This is a genomic window from Myxococcus sp. CA039A (genome assembly GCF_013336645.1).
Lineage (GTDB): Bacteria > Myxococcota > Myxococcia > Myxococcales > Myxococcaceae > Myxococcus > Myxococcus llanfairpwllgwyngyllgogerychwyrndrobwllllantysiliogogogochensis.
Genome location: NZ_JABUMQ010000191.1, coordinates 1 through 21,870, shown reverse-complemented (window position 1 = coordinate 21,870; position 21,870 = coordinate 1). Strand labels below are relative to the sequence as shown.

Here is a 21,870-nt window from a genome sequence, read left to right as displayed (position 1 = left end):
CGCGCGAGGAGCGGCGCCCGCGCGCGCGGGGGCCACGAGCGCGGCGGCACCAGGAGGCGCGGCCATCAAGGTCGGCGGTGACGCGGAGAAGGACCCGCGCTTCCGCAAGGTCATCGAGCAGCTCAAGAAGAGCTCCGACAAGACGAAGAAGCATCCCCCCGCGTCGCAGAAGGCCGCGGAGGCGCAGGCCGCCGCCGTGTCCCCGCCCACCGAGCAGCTCGCGGGGGCGAAGGGCAATCAAGTCGACGCCATGAAGGCGGCGGAAGCGCCCAAGACAGAGCCCAACGGTTTCCTCGCGATGTTGCGCGCGGAAATCGAGAAGGCGATGCCGAAGACGCTGGATGACGCCGACAGCTTCATGGAGGGCAACGAGACGGCGCAGGTGAAGGACAGCGTCGCCGGAGGCGTCAGCGAGTCGAAGCAGGCGGCCACGGGCCCCACGGAGGCCGCGACGGCGGCGGCTCCGGATCCCAGCAGCGTGCCCGCCCGGCAGTCCTCGGCGATGCCCTCCGAGCCCGCGTCCGAGTCGCTCCCGGTCAACGGCGCGGAGGCCATGCCCGCGCCCAAGCCGAACGCCACGGTGCAGGCGTTGGAGAAGGGCAAGCAGGACGCCGACCAGCAGATGAAGGACGCGGAGCTGACGCCCGACCAGCTCAAGAAGGCGAATGACCCGCGCTTCTCCAAGGTGATTTCGGAGAAGGGTCAGGTGGAGAAGACCGCCGGAGCCGCGCCCGGCAAGTACCGCGCGAGTGAGACAGGCACCCTGGGTCAGGCCAAGGCGAAGGCAGGCGGAGACGCCCGTGCCGGCGTGGCGCAGATGGCCGGCGTCCGCGTGTCCGGCAACAGCAAGGTGAAGACGCGCCAGCTCCTGGCGAAGCAGAAGGACGAGGCCCGGCGCAAGGAAGTCACCGCGAACATCGAGCGGATGTATCAGCAGACGAAGCAACGGGTGGACTCGCGGCTGTCCACGCTCGAAGCGGACGTCATGCGCATGTTCGACCTGGGCGCCGAGGCGGCCCTGGGGGACATGAAGTCCTATGCGGACCGTGAGATCGAGAAGTTCAAGGACGACCGCTACAGCGGCCTGACGGGCAAGGCGCGCTGGGTGGCGGACCTGTTCCGCCCCGTGCCCGAGGGCATCAAGGTCATCCTCGGTCAGGCCCGCGTGCGCTTCGCCTCGAAGATGGACGCGCTCGCGGTGCGCATCTCCACCGCGGTGGACAACCGGCTGGCCCAGGCCAAGGCCGACGTGGACAAGGGACAGGCCGCCATCAAGGCCTATGTCGACAGCCTCCCTCGCGACTTGCAGAGCGTGGGACAAGAAGCCCAGAAGGCGGTGGGCGAGCGCTTCGACGAGCTGAGAAGCGGCATCGACGCGAAGAAGAACGACCTGGCCCAGAAGCTGGCCCAGAAATACAAGGACGCGTTCGACAAGGCGGACGCGGCGCTCAAGAAGTTGGAGGAGGAGAACGCCGGCGCACTGAAGAAGCTGGCGGACGCCATCGGCGAGGTCATCAAGATCCTCACCGAGTTCAAGGACAAGCTGATGGCCCTGCTCCGCAAGGGCTGGGAGACCATCAAGCTCATCCTCGCGGACCCCATCGGGTTCCTGTCCAACCTCATCTCCGCCATCAAGCTGGGCGTCCAGCAGTTCCTGGGCAACATCAAGGCCCACCTGATTCGCGGCTTCATGCAGTGGCTCTTCGGAGCGCTGGCGCAGGCAGGCATCCCCATCCCCACGGACCTGACGCTGCCGAGCATCCTCAAGCTGGTGCTCGCGGTGCTGGGCATCACCTATGAGCGGATGCGCGCCAAGGCCGTGAAGCTCCTGGGCGAGCGCACCGTGGGCCTGCTGGAGAAGGTCTTCGAGTTGGTGCGCACCCTCGTCACGTCTGGCCCCGCGGCGATGTGGGAACAGATGAAGGAGAACCTCGGCAACCTGAAGGACATGGTCATCGAGGCACTGAAGTCGTGGCTCATCGAGACCGTCGTCAAACAGGCCATCACGAAAATCATCTCCATGTTCAACCCAGCGGGCGCCATCATCCAGGCCGTCCTCGCCATCTACAACACGGTGATGTTCTTCATCGAGCGCGCCAGTCAAATCATGGCGCTCATCGAGGCCATCATCAGCTCGGTGCACGCCATCGCCACGGGAGCGATTGGCGGCGCGGCCAACTGGATTGAGCAGGCGTTGGGACGCGCGGTGCCCGTGGTCATCAGCTTCCTGGCGCGGCTCATCGGCCTGGGCGGCATCAGCGACAAGATCAAGGAGACCATCCTCAAGGTGCAGGGGATGGTGGACCGCGCCATCGACAAGGTCCTGGCGAAGCTGGTCGCCCTGGCGAAGCGGATGTTCGGGGGCGGAGGAGCCAAGGAGCAGCCTCCGGACAACAGGACACCGGCGGAGAAGCAACGCGACCTTCAGGCCGCACTGCGAGAGGCGAACGCCCTCCTCTCTCAACCCGAGGCCTCGGTCAATTCCGTCAACGGCAAGCTGCCCGGCATCAAGACGAAGTACAAACTGAAGACGCTCGAACTGAAGAAGACGGGGGGTACGAAGTACCGAGCCAAGGGCAAGGTCAATCCAGGCGACGAGACAGACGAGCACGACCTCAAGAAAGTCTCCAAATACGTCGACAAGGCGACGATGGAGATCACGCCTGGAATTGTCATCCGAGACCGGTTCTACAAGAAGAAGTTCCGGAAGCAGCCCCTGGCGAACATGCTCAGCCGCGCGCTCTCCCCGACGAAATCTCCCAGCGGAGCGCCACTCTATCGCTGCGAGAACACCGGCAAGTTGGGGCCCAACCACAAACCCCTGCTCCTCCGCTCGGAGATCGAGGTCGAGCACACCGAGCAGGTCGTGGACCAGTGGAACAAGCCCAGCGGGGGCAACGACATGCTTCAGGGCGAACGGAACAATTGGTATGACGACGACTCGCACCTCATCGTCATGTGCGGCTCTTGTAACGCGGGCAAGAACCAGGGCAGTTACAATCGTAAGGTGACGGAGCGGTTCCGTGGTCCGAAGGATCCGTAGCGCCACATAGCCGAGGGTCCCATGGAAAACTTCATTCTTTGGAATGCCGCGATGCAGGACGACGGACTGACGTTGGGCTTCGCGGTCTTCGCCACCGCCGTCAAACAACTCCACCAGGGGAGTCGGGAGATGGTGGAGCAGATGCTCAGCGACCTCGGAATACCCAACACCGCGTTCACCACCTGGCGCGTGAGCCATTTCGCCACGAATTACCTGGCGGACGACCTGGATGCCGACGACTGGGAGGATATCTGGAACGACCACTGGCAAGTCGAGGTTCAGCTCGCGCAGCCACTCCAGCACACGTGGTCGGACTTCGAACTGAAACGCAGCTTCGCGAGTGACTCCAGTTGGACAGGAGAGCCCTCACAGCCACCCATGGACTGTCTCGTCGTCGCGGACTTCCTGGATGGCGCGGCCATTCCCCATGCGGAGGTCGTACTCAAGCAGTTGGAGGCGCTCCGAAGTGGAGCCCTGACGCCCCCCGAGCTTCAGCGGGAGGTTGCCGAGGCCCCACCCACGCTCATCGCGGAGCTGGCCCAAGAATTGGGGGATTGGCCCGACGCTCGAATCGACGTGAAGCGGTGGGCCACCGAACCCGAGCGACTGCTCATCTCCCTGGGTCGATTCGACACGGACTTTTTCGAGAGCGGCGCGACCCTTGCCATCAAGGTCCAGGAACTTTGCCAGGTGCTTGGAGGTGTCACCACCTGGAGCGACCTGATGGAAACGCAGGACTAGGACCCGGGAGGTTTCCCGCATGCGAAACATCTTCGCCTGCCTTGTCCACGAGCGTCCCGACTGCGTCGTCGACCTCGTGCGCAACCTGCATCACCTGGACCCCAGCTCGCTCATCCTGCTCTACAACGGCGGGCACAACCCGAAGCTGCTCGAGGGTTTTCCCTTCGAGCACTTCAACGCCGTCATCCACCCCACCCCACGGCCGATGAAGTGGGGCTGGCTGCACGACTTCGCGCTCGACTGCTTCCGCTTCGCGCGGGAGCACCATCCGTTCGACGCGATGACCATCGTCGACTCGGACCAACTGGGCCTGCGGCCCGGGTACTCCGAGCACCTGCGCGCGTTCTTCTCCGCGAATCCCGGCGCGGGCCTGCTGGGCAACGTGCAGGCGCCGCACGGCCCGGGAGCTCGCACGGCGCCCGCGGTCCATGCGCGGCGCGAAGTGGACCTGTGGCGTCCCTTCCTGCGCAGGTTTCCCAATGGAGAATCCCAGTTCGTCCATTGGACGTTCTGGCCGTCCACGGTCTTCAGCGCCGACGCGGCCCAGGACCTCGTCTCGCTGTTCGAGCGCGACTCGCAGCTCCAGGACATCCTCCGCCGCTCGCGCATCTGGGCCACCGAAGAGGTGCTGTTCCCCACGCTCACGGCCCTGCTCGGCCACCGCGTGCTCACCAGCCCATGTGACTACGAGGTGGTCCGCTATCGCGTCCGGTACTCCACCGCCCAGCTCGACGCCGCGATGGCCACGCCCAACGTGTTCTGGGCACACCCCATCCCGCGCCAGCTCGACGACCCGCTGCGCGCCCATGTGCGCAATCACTTCGGACGATATGAGAGCCCCTCCGCGCTCGCGGGGATGCCTGACGCGAAGCCCCACGGCGAACGGAATGCCGTGCCGGACACGCGCGCCTCAAGCGAAGCCCCGGTGATGGACGCGGCACGCTCGGAGTCTTCCGGGCTGCTGCTCACGCGGCCCATCCTCGCGGAGATGCGCGAAGTCGAAGGCTGGCTCACCGACGACGAGGCAGACCTGCTCATCGCCGCCACCTCTCGCGCGCTGACCTCCTTGCCCGCGACGCATGCCGTGGTGGAGGTGGGGAGCTACTGCGGCAAGGCCACCGTCGTGCTCGGCCGCGTGGCGCAGGCGCTCGGAGTCGCGCCGCCCATCCACGCCATCGACCCGGGTGACGGTGTCGTGGGCGCTCGCGGAAGCAACCTCCAGAACATGGGCTCCACGCGCGCGAAGCTCGAACACACCCTCCAGCGGACCGGGCTCGCGGCGCGCATCCAGGTCCACCACCAACACGCGCCCACCGTGGCGTGGAACGAGCCCATCTCCCTGCTCCTGGTGGACGGGCTCCACGACTACGCCAGCGTGTCGGCCGACTTCCTCCACCTGGAGCCCTGGCTCGCCGTGGGAGGACTGGTCGCCTTCCACGACTGCGCCGACTACTTCCCCGGCGTGAAGCGGCTCGTGCGAGAGCTGCTCCATGAGGGTCGCTACCGCGCGCTCCACACCGCGGGCACCCTGGTCGTGCTCGAAAAGCGCGCCATGGCCACCCGTCAGGAAGTGGCTCCCAGCCCGACGCCACCTCCAGCGCGGACGCAAGAAGAGGCGAAGCCCACGCTCACCCTCGCTCGTGCCGCCGCCGCTCTCGGCACCGATGAGCCACGGCTCACGGTCCTCCCGTCGCGTGACGAAGCTCGGCCCACGGTGTCCTGCATCATGCCCACGTTCAACCGGCGCCAGTTCGTCCCGCTGGCGGTGCGCTGGTTCCTCGCGCAGGACTGGCCGGAGAAAGAGCTCATCATCGTCGACGATGGCACCCAGGCCGTGGAGGACTTGCTGCCCGAGGACCCGCGCATCCGCTACCTGCGACTGGAGCGCCGACACTCCGTGGGAGCCAAGCGCAACCTCGCCTGTCAGTCCGCGCGTGGAGAACTCATCGTCCACTGGGACGACGACGACTGGTCCGCCCCTCGACGCCTTCGCTATCAGGCCACGTCACTGCTCGACGCGGGCGCCTCCGTCTGCGGGCTCACGCGCGTCTACTACCACCAACCCGCGACGGACCGCTCCTGGCAGTACGTCTATCCCGCCGGCCAGCGCCCCTGGGTCTCCGGCAACACGCTCTGCTACACGAAGTCCTTCTGGAGTCGGAACCCATTCCCCGACATCAACATCGGAGAGGACGCGCGGTTCCTCTGGAGCGACCCGTCCCGCAAGCTCCTCGTGCTCGACGACCCGTCCTTCTTCGTCGCGTGCATCCATGACGCGAATGTGGACCCCAAGCGCGTTCACCATCGCTACTGGCACCCCCATCCCACCGACACGGTGCGCTCGCTGATGGGCGATGCGTTCGACGCCATCCACGCCCTCCTCGCGGCCTGAACCCGACATGACGCCCGCCCTCAACTTCTGCTTTCACGGTGGAGCCTTCCGCCCCACCGTCGTCGCGGCCATCCGCTCGGCCATGAAGCACAATCCCCAGGCCCGGACGTTCGTCTACTGCGATGAGCAGGGCATCCGCCGCTATCAACCCCTGCTCCCCGGTGCCCGCTTCGAGGACCTGGCGCAGCTCAGCGCCCAGTTGGGCACGACGCGGCCGGAGGTCGCCTCACGGCGCATGCGGGCCTTCGCGCTCCATCAGAACGGCGGTTGGTACCTGGACGCGTTCGACACCGTGACGCTGCGCCCGCTGCCCGACGTGGAGCGCTTCACGATTGGCGAGGAGTGTTGGGACTCGCGCCGCCGCTGCGCCGGGGTCTGCGCCAGTCCCCCAGGAGACGCCTTCGCCCGGCACTGGCTCTCCGCGATGATGGCCATCCCCGACGAGGCGTGGGACCACTGGACGGACCAGACGGTGTGCAACCGCCTCATCAGCACCCATCACCACCTCGTCGAATCGCTGCCCACCGGGCGACTCAACTGGCCCTCCGAGAGCGGCTTCACCGGCGAGCTCCGCCTGTCCGAGGACCAGGTGGCATGGCTCCTGGAGAATGCCTGGGTCATCCACTACTTCGGCCGAGGCGCGAGGGGCGTGCCGTACAAGGAAATGGACCTGTCGGCCTTGAGACATTGTCGCAAGCTCGGCGGATGGCTTCCCCGACTCATCCTCCATCACACCCAGGGCCTGTCCGCTCCAGCCCCCGCGGAATGAGGCCTGTGACGCGCCCTGCCTTCCCGAGACATTCACTCTGAGTGAACACGTCGGCCGTGGATTGCTCGACTGCTAAGAGGATGTGAAAGTGGGGCCTGTCGAAGAATCAGCAGGCACGCCTTCTCGACCCCCTCTCGAGGACCCACAGTGAGCGCCCCACCCGCTGTACTTGGTGTCTCCTTCGCAGTGTCCGTGGAGCAGGGAGTTCCCTCCGCGCTGCCTTCCCGGGCCATCGAAGTGGACGTGGGGGTGGCGCTGCCCACCGCCTTTGGGGGACTGAGGAAGGTCCTCCGTGCCTGCGAGGAGACCGCTCCCGAGGTCGTCCGCGCCGTGGCCGCCGCGCATCCCTCGGAGTGGAACCGGCTGTTTCCGGGCGCCATCCAGGGGGCCGCCGACCTGGGTGACCTGGCGCTCTCTCCCTCCGAGCGTCGGCTCCACCGCGAATCCGAGCAGGCATTCTGGATTCTCACCGTCGCCGCGCGCGCCATCGTCGAGACGCTGCGCGTGAGCGGCCGTCCCCTGGTGCTCCACGGCGCTGGAGAGTGTGACCTGGTCAGCCTGCGCGCGGTGATGCGCGCGGCCGAGTGGGCGCGGCTGGACGGACTGGACGGGACGCTGCTGTTCACCGGCTGGAGGATGCGGCGTCCCCATGGCGCCGCCGTCTTCGAGTCACGGCGGCAGGCCTACCTGGATGCGCTGAGCGACAGGCTGCGCGTCCCCCACGCGTCGGGCCCGGGTCCAGTGTCCTCGCGTCGGGAAGAGCCGGCGGTGGACCTGGAGGGCCGCTACCTGCGGCTCGTGGTGGATGGCTCGGAGTCGCGTGAGTCGCGCGTGGCGGCGGCCATCCTCGCCATCCGTCAGTGCTTCTTCACCACGAACTATGAAGGCGCCTTGCTGGCCGCGGAGCACGGCCTGGCGCTGCTGGACGGAGACCCGGACTCGCACCTCGCCTCGCGCGTGGCCCAGGCGTGGGACGTGCTGGACACGGGGTTCTCCACCCCCGCCATCGAAATCGACCGGAGCAGCCTGGGCGACGTGGATGAGCTGAAGGCGCTGCTCCACCGCAGCATGGGCGTGGTGCATGTCTTCACCGGCGCACACGACGCGGCGATGGAGGCGTTCGGCCGAGGGCTGGAGTGCCACATTCCTCCGGAGCTGGTGGCGCGGCTGCACATGTTCCGCGCGCTGACGTTGACCAAGCGCTTCGGCCAGCTCCCCAATGCGCGCGTCGAGGTGGAAGCGGGCGTGGCCGCGCTGGCGAAGAGCACCGCGCCGGACCGCGCGCTCCAGGAGGGCTGGCTGCGCAACGTGTGCGCGCTGACGTGGTTCCAGGAGCGCAAGCTCGACAAGGCGCTGGTCGAGGAGAAGCTCGCCATGCGCTGCGTGGGCGACCTGCACGACGCGAGCGCCACGCATCTGAAGATCAACCTCATCTCCAACGCCAGCTACCTCCAGGAGTCGGCGCGGCAGTTCTCCGACGCCATCGCCACGTGGCGGCGCTTCGAGGGCATCAGCGAGAAGTGGGGCGTCAACTTCTCCAAGCACCATCGCTACCGGCTGGCGGGGCTGGAGTTCGCCTCGGGAGCACGCGCGGAGGCGGTGGAGCACTTCACACAGGCGTATGCCAGCGCGGAGGCCCTGAAGGACTCCTTCCACCGACAGGTCATCGCCTCGGAGCTGGGGCGCATGTTCCTGGACGACGGGAAGATGGACTCGGCGGTGGACTGGTACGCGCGCGCGGAGCAACACGCGCGCGAAATCGGCGAGCCGCTCAAGGCAGCGGAGAGCCTCGCGGGGCTGGCCCTGGCCGCCGGACGCTCGGACTGGTCCGAGGCCCTGCGCTGCGCCCGCGCCAGCTCCACGTGGCCCAAGGAGACGCAAGCCCTGGTCGACGCGCTGGGACGAGGCGACGCCGCGGCGGTGCAAGCCCTGCTGCCCCGCCCCCGGACGAAGCTGAACCGGCCTTTCGACTCGGTCAGCCTGTACTAGCGACGCTCTTCGACGACGGCGTTCAACGACGACGCCCTGCTCGGCGCGAAGGGCGCGGCGATTTCCGTTCGTCCCCACGCGACCAGCTCCACGAGCACGGTCGCCGCGTGGGCGCCGGTGAGGATGCCCTGCCCTCCCAGGCCCGTGGCGACGAAGGTGCGCTGAGTGCCCGGGTAGCGGCCCAGGTACGGGCGACCATCCGGCGTCACCGCGCGCAAGCCCGCCCAGGCGCGCACGAAGCGAGCCTCCCGCAGACGCGGCGCGAGCTTCGCCACGGTGGCGCTCAGGTGCAGCAGGCCCGCGGGCGTCACGTTCTCCACGAAGCCGACGTCCTCCTCCGTGGCGCCGACGACGATTTCTCCCGCGCGCCAGGGCGCCAGGTACGTGGGCCCGGAGACGACGCGAGAGAGGGACAGGCCCGGCTGGTGCACCACCAGCATCTGCCCACGCACCGGCTTGAGCGGCAGCGGTGGCAGCCCCGGGAAGGTCGATGACCACGGCCCCGCGCTGACGATGAGCTGGTCCGCGCGCAGCGTCTCGCGGTCGGTCCGCAGCACCACGGCGTCGGCGGTCTCCTCCACGGACCGCGCGGACTCACCGAGCCGCAGCCGCACACCCGCGCGCAGCGCCGCGCCCAGCAGCGCGTTGACGTAGCCCTCCGTGTCGACCATGTGGCCCCGCGCGGACTCGAACGCGCCCAGCAGCGGCGTTCCCTCCAGCGCGGGCTCCAGCTCCACCAATCGGGCCGCATCCACCCACGTGCCCAGTTCGTCCGGATGTCGGGCCGCGCGCTCGGCGAGCGCGTCACGCCCCTTCGCATCCGCGGCGATGCGCAGGATGCCCTGGCCCCGGCGCAGCAGGTGGCCCTCCGGAAGAGAGGCCAGTTCGTCCGCCAGCGTCGCCCTTCCCGCCTGCGAGAAAGCGAGCATGGCCGGGTCGTCGTAGAGGCGCACGGACGGAATCGCCACACCCGCGGCAGCGCGGGAACCCCTGCCGCCGGGGTCCACTGCGTCCAGCACCGTCACGCGCGCCCCGGTGGCCGCCAGCCGCCTCGCCGCCGACAGCCCCACCACACCGGCACCCAGGACCACGACATCCGAGCTGGAACTCATCCGCGAGACTCACCAAGGCAATGCGAGGGGTTGCCCCTTGAATACACGAAGGGCGCCGACCCTGCTTCAGGGTGCGGCGCCCGGGGGGGAGGGCGAAAGTGAAGTCGACCGCGTGAATCAGGCGACCGCGGTCTCGGCCATGCGCTTGGCGAACAGCTCCTGCGCGTTCTTCAGGCTCTGCTCCGACAGGCCCTTCTCCGTGTTCGCCTTCATCACGTCGGTGAGCAGGTCGGTGACCTGGCTCGGCTTGGAGACCTTGTCGAGCAGACCGCTCACCAGGCTGTTGCCGCCCATGCCCTCGAGGAGGGACTTACCGGGAAAGTTGTTCAGCAGGTTCTTCGCGACACTCGCCCCAGGGAACATGTCCATGGCGGCGCCGAGGCCGGCCTGGAGGGGGTTCTCGCCCTTCATCAGGCCGCTGACGAAGCCCGCCGCGATACCGAGCGCGGGGTTGATGGCCGTGAGGGCCGGCTTGATGATGTCCAGCGCCTTGCCGAGAACGTCCTTGAAGAGCCCCATGGTCGCTATCTCCCGAGGTCTGGCATCGCTCCGCGTCCGCCGCGAGCCAGCCTGACAGTGGAGTTATCGGTCCACCGCTCCCGAAGTTCCGTGGGGCCTGGAACAAATCCCACCGTCCGCCAAAGTCCCCGCGATTCCGTGGGTTTACATCCCACCTTGTCGGCACCCGGGGAGAAATGCCGCCGATAAATCAGGCGATCAACCCTTCCGGGGGTCTTGGGGCGGAGGCGTTCCACCGCGGGATTCCGGGGCGCCCTTGAGGACCGCGTCCGAGGCGAGCGCGGCCTTGTAGCGGTCGTCACCCTGTCCCGCGCTGAAGCCGTCGCGCATCTGCGCGCGGCTGATGATCACCTCGCCGCTGATGAGCTTGTCCAGATGGTCTTGAATCTCCGCCACGGTGGCGGCCTTGGGGTCCTTGGCCTTGAGGTCACCGTCGAGGGTGATTTGCAGCGGCATCTGCTTCTGCGGGTGCTGGGCGTAGTCGAGGATCTTCTCGACGTAGGCCTCGACGGAAATCTGGAGGAGGCGCGCCTGCTCCTTCACGTCCGCGTCGACCAGCAGCTCCGCGCGAATCTCCTCCACGGGGCGCTTCAGCTTCCGAGTCTCAGGAACGACGGTGTTCTCTCCGGACATGGGCTCTCCAGTGTGGCTGGCCGTGGCTTTGCCCCATTCTGTTCGCGGACGCGCCTCGGATGTCAAAGCGGAGGGGTGCCCTCGCTCCAGCGAGTGAACTGCATGCGCAGCTCACAGGTGTAGCGACCCCGGGCGTCCTTGAGCCAGAGCTGCGCGGGGGCCGGGTACATCTCCTCCACCGACAGCCGCTCGGCTTCGCGCGACAGGTGCGAGAGCAGGTCCAGGGCGAAGGGGCTCGCGGTGTCGATGAGGTAGGGCTTGCGCTCCTTGGAGCTGCGCATGAAGACGAAGCGAGGCCACCCGCGCGTCCGCCGCTCGCGCTGCGCGGCGAGGAAGAGGTCGAAGCCGGTGGGGCGCGCCAGCTTCTCCGAGGTCAGCTCCCAGCGTTCACGCTGGTACACCGCGCCGCCGATGCTCAGCCGCGGCAGGTGGCTGCCCTTCGTGCGCAGCGGGGCATGGAGCACCTGGGGATGCGCCAGCGCGGCGAAGGGCGGATAGGACGAGAAGTCATCCAGGGGCAGGTACAGGTGCAGCCGCTCACCCTTCCCGTCCACCAGCACCGGCCCTTGCGACGTCGGAAGAACCTTCACGTCGGCTGGCGTCATCGCGCCGTCCTCGACGTCCAGTACGTCCGACACCGCGTACACGAGGCGCCGGCCGGGAAACACGTAGAAGCCCTTGTTGCGACGGCGGATGGACAGGCCCACCAGTCCACGTGCCGCGGGGTCCGCGTCCAGCCAACGCGAGGCCACCGCCGAGTACCGCTCCCGCGACGGGAAGAAGGCGCTCAGCCAGCTTCGCAGCATCAGGTGGTGGTGCACGCGCGCGAGCATCACCTCGAACCCGGCGCCCTCCCCCTTCGACGCGAGGCAGACATCCGGCAGGGCATACCGGCCGCCCGGCGTGGACGTGCCCAGGAAGTCCACCGGCAGCGAGCGCGCCCGTGAGGAATCCTCGTCCAGCAACACCGGAGGCACGGGAGAGAAGCGGCTGCCCGTGACCTGGTCGGGACGCAGTCGGACCGCGTACTCCAGGAGGTCCACCGGCCGTTCGTCGGTGCCGAGCGCGTCGCGGACCTGCTCGCGGAAGCCCTGCTGCACGCGCTCGCCGTAGGCCGCGGACAGCTCCAGGGGACCGGTGAGCGCGGACTCGAGTTCCTCCGTGAAGCGTTGGCCGAAGCGCAGGCGAAAAGGAGAGCTGGCCTCCTCGTAGATGATGAGCCGGTCCGCGTACACCTGACCGTCACCGCGCCGCGCGGGCTTGCCCGTGGCCTCCGTGAAGAGGGCCTCCAGCTCCGGCAACAAGGCGCGACGACGCGTCAGGTCCGCGGTCTCGAACTCGGCCTTCAGGCGCGAGAGTGTGTCCAACCGTGCCAACCAGAGTGCGCGGGCCTCCAGCGCCGGCAGGGCCGCGACGGAGTCACGCACGCTCTCGAAGGTGGTGAAGTCGTTGGGCCGGAACGGCAGGCCCCACAGCAGCAACGCGCCCTTCACCAGGGGCAGGGCCGCGCGCATCACCTCTTCGACCGCGAGGCCAAGCACCTGCGCGGCGGCCGCGGGCGTCGGATGCGCTCGCAGAACGGCCAGGAGCTTCTCGGCGCCCTCGGCCAGCGGCACCTCCAGTTGCAGGGCTTCGCACGCGGCGCGGCCCGGGGACACCGTGAAGAGGGGGTTGAGGCGCAGTGGCAGGTGAGGCCGCAGCGTCCGCTCGCGCCCCACCGCGCGCGCCAACTCCGTCACCGCCCAGAAGGAGAAGAACGTGCGCCGGCTCGTGTCGCCGCTCGCCACCGTGCGCACGTCGAAGTCATCCGCGTCGGTGCGCTCGCCGTAGGAGATGGGCCCGAAGAAGCTGGTCGTCTCGTTCTTCGCGCAGAAGCGCTGGAGGTACGTGTAGACCTGTCGGTCCACGCGGCGAGCGTCGGACGTGTCCTTCTGCTCGCCCCCTCGCAGGTAGCGGGCCCAGACGTTGTCGAACATCGCCGGACTGGAGAGGAACACGGCCTCCTGGATGGCGGGGTCCGCCGCGCGCTCTCGCAGCTTCAAGCGAAGGTCCGTGCGCTCATTCGCATACCGAGCCTGAAGGGCTTCGCGCCTCACGCGATAGCGCTCCAGCGCGTCACGACTCGTCTGGCCGTGGCGGGACTTCAGCGTGGGCACGCGGCCCTGCTCGAACGAATCCTGGAGTGCCTTCGCCCCCGATTCGTCGCCCTCGGCGCGCACCGCGTCCAGGAGCGCCCGCTCGTCGTCGAGCAGCAGGTTCGCCTCGCCCAGCACCTCGTCGGAGAACCCGAGCGACTCCAGCCAATCGAATGGGAAGCCGGCGTGCCGGAGCACGAACACCTCGCCCAAGGTCCAGCGCTCGCTCATCCGTGCGTCCTCTCCAGGATGGACTTCGTCACCAACGTCTCGACCAGCTTCGCTCGCTGCGCCTCCGGCACCGCTCCCAGCGCGACCGACGCGGTGGTGGGCACCGTCAGTCGGGACAGCACCGGCGCGAGGCGCGCATCCATCGCGAGCACGACACCGGTGCGCAGGTTCGCCGCGTACCACGTGGGCTTCGGGGCGCCATCGAGCGATGCCGGCAGCCGCACCACCGCGCAGTCCGCGTCCAGCCGGATGAGCGCGGCGGCTTCGTTCGCGGGCGCTGGAACCACGGGCGCGGCGACTTCGTGCGAGGTCTGCGCCGCGGGCGTGGCTGCTCCATGCGCGGTATTCGTCGCGCGTTCAGGCGCTGGAGTCGCGGCGACCTCGTGCGAGGTCTGCGCTGCGGGCGTGGCAGTTCCATTCGCGGTATTCGTCGCGCGTACAGGCGCTGGAGTCGCGGCGACTTCATGCGCGGTGTCTTTGCCGGGCTCTGGAGCTGCGGGCGTGGCAGCGCCATGCGCGGTATTCGTCGCGCGTACTAGCACCAGAGGCGCGGCGGCTTCATGCGCGGTGTCGTCGCCAAGCAATGGAGCTGCGGGCGCGAGCATGAAGGCCGCCGCGACCCGGCCCGGACTGAGCGGGGCGCGACTCAGCAGGCGGCTCGCCAACGAGGCGAGCACGGAGGGCAGGCGTGCCCCGGGAATCGTGCCGGGCTTTTCAATGGGGCGACTGCGGGACAAGTCCCGGTCCGCCGGAGGGTCACCAGGATGTCCCCACCATCGCCCCAGGTCACGAACTCGAGCGATGCGCTCCACCGACGCGTGGAACGGGCGCACCCCCGCGAGTTGGTCGAAGAAGCGCGCGCCCTCCAGCGCTGCCAGCGTGACGTCCAGGGACTCCTCGTCCACACCCGGCGCGCCCACCCACCACTCCGCGACGACCCGCACGCCCGCAGCCTTCAGGGCTTGATAGCCCTGGACGAGCTGCTCCACCGGAATGAACCGGCGGTCGATGTCCATCACCCGGCCGTTCTCGATGAGGCAGAAGCCCACCACCACCGTCTGGCAGCCGCTCTCCACGAGCACGTCAGCCGCCAGGAGTGAGCCAAGCGACACGTGGCCCGCCCAGCGTGCCCCCCCGGTGAAGGCGCGCACATCCTTCAGAAAGCAGGCACCGAGCCAGCCCGCGCTTCGCCGCGCCTCCGGTTCCGCGTCACCGGCGGGCGGTGCCTCCAGGTATGCCCAGTCCTGCTCATCGCCCCATGGGTAGGGAGCGATGACCTCCAGCCCCAGCCCATCGGGGACCCACAGGACATCGTCAGCGCCAGGGGCACCGTCCAGCGGAACCACCCGCCAGCGCAGCGGGGGCACGTGTTCTGGAAACGCGGCGCGCCGGAAGGCCGGCATCCGCGCCAGCACCTTGCGATGCGCCCAGCCGAAGGGCCCCGCGACCTCCAGGGCGACGTGGGCCGGACACGCCTGCGCGAGTGTCACCGCGGCGGGAAGCTGGAGGTCTCGCTCCAGCCACACGCGGACACACTCCGCTTCCTCGAAGCGCGCGAGGACACCCGCCACGTCATCCGAGTACGACGCGGGCAACCCCGCCACACGCTGGACATCCCCGCTCCGCTCCGTCGTGCCGGACTCCAGCTCCACATCATCCAACCGCAGGTGGACACCGTGAGGCGGGCCGGAGATGGCCGTCAGCACCGCGCCCAGGGCCCGCAGCTCCGGGATGGGGCCTCTGTCGCGAAGTCCCTGCGCGACTCGCAGCAGGAGCAGCTCGCGCATCGCCTGCGGTGACGGGGGCGACGACTCGCGGGCCAGGGCCTCCGCCTCCACCGACTCGGCGGAGAAGACCCGGCGGACGAAGTCCCTCGCCAGGTCCAATAGGTGCCACCCCTCGGGGACTTCCGGAACGAGCGTCACGTCCCGGTGTGGCGGTAGCACCAGCCACTTCATCTCCCCTCCTCCAACGTCGGAGGTGCGCCGGCCCTCGGGCCTCCCCACATCAACGTGCAGCGAAGCTCCACGGTGTGGCGCCCTCCAGGACCTCGGAGCCAGAGCTGCTCTGGCCCGGGCAACATCTCCGAGAGGATGACCTCTTCCTTCTGCTCCAGCAGGTTGAGGAAGACGCGCAGCAAGGGCGGGCTGCGCACGTCCACCAGCACGGGCTTTCGCTCCCCCTTGAACTTCGCGAAGACACACTCGGGAAGGCCCCGCGCATCCCACAGGCCCACGGCGACCCGCAGCCTCGATCGGTCATCCTTGCACGCGAGCAACGCCTCACACGCCGCCGCGTCCAGCCGCCACTGCTCACGCTGCACCACCACCCCACCGAGCGTCACGCGGGGCGTGTGCGCTCCCAGCGACACCCGCAGCGGACGGATGCGCGGGAGGGAGAACGCCGTATGCACCGCGCTCTCCAGCTCGCCGTTGTAGAGACACACCTCGGAGCCGAGCCGCTTCGACACCAGCCGCGCGCTCTTCCCGTCGCTCTCCACGAACAGGTCATCCAGGGGAATCCGCCACGCGGAAGCGCGGGAACTCACCCCGCCCAGCTCCACCACCGGCCCTGGAAACTCCGAGGGCAACAGCCCCGTGCGACGCGAGGGCAGCACCGTCACCAGCGGCATCGCGCGAGGAAGCGCACCGAGCGCTCTCACCATCGCGCTCTCCACCTTGCCGCGCGCGGGATGGAACTGGAGCGCCCAGCCCCACACGAGCGCGGTGTCGTGGATATCTCCCATCACCAGCGTGTAGTCGCCCTGCCCCCACGCCTCCACGTCCTTCGCGCCAACGAGCAGATCCACCGACGTGACGAGCGGCAGTGCGCGAGCCATGTCCCAGGCGGGCGGCTCCACCGCACCCAGCTCGACGGTGCGCGCGTCCGCGCTCGGAATCGACTGAGCGAGCAACTCCGCCATGGAGGTGTCCAGCGGCACCGGCAGGTCCGCGCTGGCCGCCGCCACCTTCCAGAAGGGAACCGTGCGCGAGCCCACCTTCTGCGCCACCGCCGCGCGGGCCGCGTCTCGCGTGCGCCAGGCCGCCTCGGCCATCCACGCCAGCGCCGGCTCCATGCGGGTCCCCAGCTCCCGGGCACGCTCGCCGCCCACCTCGAGCCGCAAGTCGCCTCCGCACTCCTCCCGAAGCGCGAGCCGGTCCTGGTAGAAATTGTGCGACTCGGACGCGGGCCCTCGCTCCGTCGGAGGAGCCACGCCCCACTGCTCCTTCGCCCGCCTCGCGAAGGCATCCTGGAGCGACATCTTCCCGCTCGCGTCCGCCGCGCCGTAGCGCCCCATCAGCTCCAGCAGCGCGCTCAGTCCCTCGACGTGACGTCGGGCCCCCCCGCTCGGCAGGGCGGCGACACGTTCGGCCAGGTCATCCACGGGATGGTGCACCGCGGAGGGCACCTCGAGTTGGTGCGTGAGCAGCGACTTGTCACAGCCCAACCGCAGCGCCTCGCGGGCCAGACCGGGCGCCACGCCCAGCGACGAGGCCAGGGCCGCCAACGTGCGCGTCCCATCCGCCAGCTCCACCAACCGAGGCAGCAGCTCCTCCGCGCTCTCCGGCGTGGGGCCCGACTTGCGCGCGGGCATCTCCGCGAATGCCTTGCGGCGCGGCACCAGCCACGAAGCGATGTCGGGGTCGAACGCGATGGCTCGCACCAACCCCTGCACCAGCCACGAGGCCGCGAAGGTGTTGCGCCCCACCAGCGTCTCGGGACCGGACCAGCGCAACGTCACGCCCGTGGGAGCGGACGGGTCCACACGGCCGTAGTTGATGGGGCCAAAGAAGCCCATCGTCTCGTTCTTCGCGCACAGCCGCTGCAGATAGCTGGCGACCTGCCGTCGGAGCCGCGAGCCTTCTCGTCCCGCGAGCAGGTCCTTGGCCACCGGCGGACTGGAGCTGGCCACGGCCTCCAGGAAGCGCGGCTCGCGACACAGGGCCACGGCCTGGGCCTCCACCGCCGCAAGCTCGCGCTCCATCGCCTCCGCGAAACCCGCCTCGGCCTCCTGGGCCGCCGCCGCGCGGACATTCCACTCCGCGAAGCGCTCGGGAGACTCCAGGCCCTCCGTGTTGACGGGTCGCCCCGCCTTGAGTGCCGCCAGCAGCTCTCGCGGAGGGCGGCGCACGCGAGGCCCCTGGGCTCGCAGCGCCTCCAGCCCGCGCCGCTCCGCTTCGAGACGACGCGCCCACGCCGCCGACTCCGGGCATCCCAACCGCTCCAACCAGTCGAATGGGAAACCCGTCGTCCGCACGACGAGGTGAGGAAAGAAGGTCCAGCCCTTCATGGGTCACATGCCCTTCAACCTCGTGGGGCGCCCGAAGGCGGCCCGAGGCCAGCCGTTCAGTCGTGCTGCTGAGCCGTCAGGACAATCTCCTGCCCCGGCACCGCCAGCACCCACTGCTTGCTCGCGGCGCCAGGACAACTCACCACCACCTCCAGCTCCCTGCCGGCCTCGATGGAGGCCTTGTTCACCGGCGTGCGGTTGGGCAGCGGAGCACCATCCACCTGGACCTGGCAGCCCGGAGCGCTGCTCGCCACGCTCAGCACCCCGCGAGTCCCCGGCTGGGGCATCGCATCCGCCAGCGTGCGCACGTCGATGTCCTCGCGCAGCTGCGTGGTGCCGAACCGCCGCAGCTTGCCGTCCACCGCCGTGGCGATGAGCAACGGCCCCGAGGGCGGTGCCGGCAGCGTCTGCGCGCCAGACTCCAGGCGCACGCCGCCGACGTACACGTGCTCGCCCTCTTCCAGGTTGCGGAACATGGAGTCGGAGCCGCGCAGCAGCACGACCGCCACCACGGCCACCACCAGCAGCAGGCCGCCACCCATGGCCGCCCACTTCAGCGACGAGCGCCGCTCCGACTCGTCCGCCGCCGCGGGCACCGCGTGCACCTGTACCGGAGGTGGAGGACGCGGCGCGGCGACAGGACTCTGATGCGTCGGTGAAGAAGGCCTGGGTTGCCCGGGGCGAGGCGCCACACCCGCCGCAGGCACCGTCGTCGAGGAAGGCCGCTGGGGCGCGGGCACCGCGGTGTGTCCCGGCTGCGACGGACGCGGCGCGGGGGCCGGCCGGGCAGGCGCGGGAGGCGGCGGCACATTCCCCTGCAGCAACACCACCTCGGTCCGGTCCGAGGCATCCAGCTCCGGGAGCATCGGCAACGGCGGCGTCAGGGCTGGAGGAGGAGGCGGAGGACGATGCGCCACGGGAGGCGGCGTCGGAGGACGCGGGGCCACGGGAGGCGGCGTCGCGGGCCGGGGGGCGACAGGCGCGGGACGAGGGCCGCTGGACGAAACGGGCGGCGCGGACACATTGCCGCTGCCCGTCCCCGTCGGACGCGGGATGTTGCCGCTGCCCGCGGTCGTCGGCTTCGGGCCACTGCTCGTGCCCCGGTTCGGCGTCTTCCCATCGCTGGGGGCCACCATGTCGCCACTGCCGACGTTGCCACTGCCCGTGCCGGTGCCCGTGGGGACGGGCTTGGGATGGCTGCCTGTTCCCGACGCGGACGAGGGCGCGTACTCCACCAGCCGGTCGCCGAGCGTGTCCTTGAAGAACTGGGCCACCGCCGCCGGAGACGAGTTGAGGCGGTGATGCGCCATCACCGCTTCGATTTCCTCACGCATCGCCGCGGCGGACGGAGTGCGGCGCGCCGGGTCCTTCACGAGCGCGCGCAGGACGAGGTCGGAGACGTCCTGCGGAATCTGCGGACGCAGCTGCGAGGGGACGGGCGCGGGGTCTCGAACGATGGCGTTGAGCGTGGCCGCGTCGTGGTCCCTGCGGAACGGCAGCTGTCCGGTGAGCAGTTCGAAGAGCACGACGCCGAGCGCGAAGACGTCGTTGCGCGCGTCCAGCGTACGGCCCGACGCCGCCTCCGGGGAGATGTACGAAATCTTCCCCTTCAGCACGCCCGCCTGCGTGTTCTCCTCGCCCGCCACCTTCGCGATGCCGAAGTCACTCAGCTTGATGGCGCCGTCCAGGGAGATGAGGACGTTGTGGGGGCTGACGTCCCGGTGCACCACCGGGTGCGGAATGCCCGCCGGGTCCACATAGGCGTGCGCGTAGTGAAGCCCCGCGGCCACTTCCGCGACGATGCGCAGCGCGTGCTCCAGCGGCAGCGCCATGCCCTTGCGGCGCAGCTCATTCACCAGCCGCTTCATGTCCGGCCCGCGCACGTACTCCATCAGGATGTACGCGACGCCGTCGGACACGCCCACGTCGAAGGTCTGCACGACGTTGGGATGCGTGAGCCGCGCGTTGGCGCGGGCCTCCGCGAACAGCATGTCCACGAACTCGGGGTTCTGCGCGAACTGCGGGAGGATCTTCTTCATCACGACGAACTTCTCGAAGCCCTTCACGCCCACCTGCTTGGCGAGGAAGACCTCGGCCATGCCGCCCTGGCCCAGTCGTCGGATGATGTTGAGCTTGGTGCTGCCCAGCGAGTTGGAGATGTCGGTGGGCGAGCCCTTGTTGGCCTGCGGGTCGATGTTGGTGGACCCGAACAGGTACTGACTGAGCGCGCGCGGCTCCAACGCCTCGATGTCCTCCAGGGGCCGGTCCGTCAGCTGCACGCGCGCCAGGAACCCCTGGAGCTGTGGCATGTGCGGCACCTGGGCGCTGCCGCCGCAGATGGGGCACTCGATGGAGATGGTCGTCTGGTGCGCACGCAACTGCGCCAGGTACTCGTGCGCCTGGATGCGCTGGTGGCTCACCTGGCCGCAGTTGCGGCACTCGCACGGCAGCCACAGCGTGGCCAGCCGGCCCGGCATCAGCTTGGACGAGCGCGCCAGCACCGCCAGCACCGGCGGAGGCACGCGGCAGAGCACCACCTGGGCGCCCTGCGCCGCGGTGTCCAGCACCTGCTCCAGCTTGGGCAGCGCCTCCGGCTCCACCTTGCTGACGTGGCTGAAGTCGAACGCGGCGCGCCCCTCCAGCCCGGACGCGAGCCTGCGCACGTTGAGGTCGCCCTTGAGCGTGCTGGCCAGCGAGATGAACGTGACGTCGTCCTGGACGATTTTCAGGTGCTGCGGGAGCTCCGACTGCTCCGTCGGCATGCTCGCGCGCAGGTAGCGCATCACCACCGGGTCCACGGTGCCGAACTGCTGACGGCGCGCGTAGTCGAAGAACTCGCTCGGCAGGTCCGCGAACTCCAGCGGGTTGGAGCAGACGGGACAGGTGTGCTCGGGCGCGCGCTCCTCGGCGATGACCTGGGCCTCGTCCACCAGATTCACCACCCGCATCCGGTCTTCGTTGCAGGTGCGACAGGTGTACGGGGCGAGGACGGAGAGCACGCGCGCGACGCCCGCGAAGCCCTCCACCATGTTGAGCTGATCCACCACGACGGGGGGCGCATGCACGACGTACAGCCCCAGCGCGCCCGGAGGCAGCTTCGCGGCGAATTCAATCCACCGACGGACCCCGAAGGAGCTGATGCGCTCCACCCGGCCGAGGTCGACCACCAGGAGCCCCGTGAGCTCCGGATGGGTCGACGTCAGCGGGAAGGTCTCGTCGATGACACCAGCAATCCGGACGTGGGTGATGGTACCCACGCGGAGCCGGCTGATGATGGCGTTGGAACCCTGGCTATCCACCGGCCCTGACCTCATGCAGACAGAACATCAGTGACTTGGGCTGGGCCGCGCGGCGGCGCGCGTCTCCCAGGTCCACCACGCACACGACTCGCGACTCCCGGCCAGCGGTCACCCGGACCGCCACCGTGTCGCAGTGCTCGAGGATGCGACGCAATCCAAGACCCGCTCCACCACCAGACGCATCCACCTTCACGCGCTGTCCCCACCCTTCCAGCGCCCGGGCGAACGAGCCCGGCCGCAGGCCGCCGAAGCGGTCCGCCACTTCCAGCCACATCCGGCCGTCCTCCACCGCGAACACCAGCTCGCAGGCGTCCTCCGCCTCCACTTCGCGCACCTCGGTGCGGCGGTGCGCGTAGCGAGGCTCGCCCCGCGCATCCACCGGCGCATCCAGGAGCGCGTTGACGGCGATTTCATGCACCACGTCCGCCACCAGCCCCGCCGAGACGCGGCTGCCCTGCGCGTCGCTCACCGCCACGGCTGCCGCCGTGGCCGCCGTGTTGATGTCCACCATGCGGCGCAGCGGATGGCGCGACACCTCCGCCTGCTCCGGCAGCAGCGAGCCCTCTTTCCAGAGCGCGCCCAACAGCCGGACCTCCCACATGGAGGGCCCGCCGTCCCGCTCGCGCGTGGCCAGGAGCAGGGCGGGAGGCTCGCGCCGCAGCCACTGCGCGTGCTCGGGCTTGAGCACCCCGTCGAACAGCACCAGGGCGCCCTGC

Annotated in this window: 13 protein-coding genes; 5 read left to right on the top strand and 8 right to left on the bottom strand. The window is 69.3% G+C overall.

Annotation, left to right across the window (positions count from 1 at the left end):
- From HR086_RS28455 to HR086_RS28435, 5 genes are all read left to right on the top strand, one after another.
- The coding region (locus HR086_RS28455) for a hypothetical protein (RefSeq protein ID WP_174467193.1) at positions 1-3,043 on the top strand (3,043 nt) is incomplete at its 5' end.
- 21 nt (positions 3,044-3,064) lie between these two features.
- The gene (locus HR086_RS28450; protein WP_174463569.1) at positions 3,065-3,784 is read left to right on the top strand and encodes a hypothetical protein; all 720 of its coding nucleotides are present in this window, start codon (positions 3,065-3,067) and stop codon (positions 3,782-3,784) included.
- Positions 3,785-3,803: 19 nt separating this feature from the next.
- Positions 3,804-6,176: a glycosyltransferase gene (locus tag HR086_RS28445; RefSeq protein WP_174467192.1), complete on the top strand. Its 2,373-nt coding sequence runs from the start codon at positions 3,804-3,806 to the stop codon at positions 6,174-6,176.
- A 7-nt stretch (positions 6,177-6,183) separates the two neighbouring features.
- On the top strand, positions 6,184-6,945 hold the full coding sequence (locus tag HR086_RS28440; protein WP_174467191.1) for a hypothetical protein: 762 nt from the start codon (positions 6,184-6,186) through the stop codon (positions 6,943-6,945).
- A 186-nt stretch (positions 6,946-7,131) separates the two neighbouring features.
- Positions 7,132-8,934 (top strand): lipopolysaccharide assembly protein LapB, encoded by a 1,803-nt coding sequence (locus HR086_RS28435; RefSeq protein ID WP_246137251.1) that lies wholly within the window; start codon positions 7,132-7,134, stop codon positions 8,932-8,934.
- Here HR086_RS28435 and HR086_RS28430 read toward each other — a convergent pair.
- The 8 genes from HR086_RS28430 to HR086_RS28395 form a co-directional block, all read right to left on the bottom strand.
- The gene (locus tag HR086_RS28430) at positions 8,931-10,046 is read right to left on the bottom strand and encodes an FAD-binding oxidoreductase (protein ID WP_174455699.1); all 1,116 of its coding nucleotides are present in this window, start codon (positions 10,044-10,046) and stop codon (positions 8,931-8,933) included. The two genes, HR086_RS28435 and HR086_RS28430, sit on opposite strands and share 4 nt — an antisense overlap.
- Before the next feature lie 117 nt (positions 10,047-10,163).
- Positions 10,164-10,565 carry a hypothetical protein gene (locus tag HR086_RS28425; RefSeq protein ID WP_141643576.1) on the bottom strand — a complete coding sequence of 134 codons (402 nt, stop codon included), beginning with the start codon at positions 10,563-10,565 and terminating at the stop codon, positions 10,164-10,166.
- A 198-nt stretch (positions 10,566-10,763) separates the two neighbouring features.
- Entirely contained in the window at positions 10,764-11,198 is a 435-nt protein-coding gene (locus HR086_RS28420; protein ID WP_174467190.1) for a hypothetical protein, read from the bottom strand.
- Positions 11,199-11,260: 62 nt separating this feature from the next.
- Positions 11,261-13,564: a lantibiotic dehydratase gene (locus HR086_RS28415; RefSeq protein ID WP_174467189.1), complete on the bottom strand. Its 2,304-nt coding sequence runs from the start codon at positions 13,562-13,564 to the stop codon at positions 11,261-11,263.
- Positions 13,561-15,522 (bottom strand): hypothetical protein, encoded by a 1,962-nt coding sequence (locus tag HR086_RS28410; RefSeq protein ID WP_174467188.1) that lies wholly within the window; start codon positions 15,520-15,522, stop codon positions 13,561-13,563. Before HR086_RS28410 ends, HR086_RS28415 begins: the two co-directional genes overlap by 4 nt.
- On the bottom strand, positions 15,519-17,855 hold the full coding sequence (locus tag HR086_RS28405) for a lantibiotic dehydratase (protein ID WP_174467187.1): 2,337 nt from the start codon (positions 17,853-17,855) through the stop codon (positions 15,519-15,521). The genes HR086_RS28410 and HR086_RS28405 overlap by 4 nt, the downstream gene beginning before the upstream one ends.
- 56 nt (positions 17,856-17,911) lie before the next feature.
- A complete protein-coding gene (locus HR086_RS28400) occupies positions 17,912-21,154 on the bottom strand; it encodes a serine/threonine-protein kinase (RefSeq protein WP_174455704.1) in 3,243 nt (1,080 codons plus the stop codon).
- Positions 21,147-21,870 (bottom strand): hypothetical protein (locus HR086_RS28395; RefSeq protein ID WP_174467186.1); only part of this gene is annotated, 724 nt, incomplete at its 5' end. The genes HR086_RS28400 and HR086_RS28395, both read right to left, overlap by 8 nt.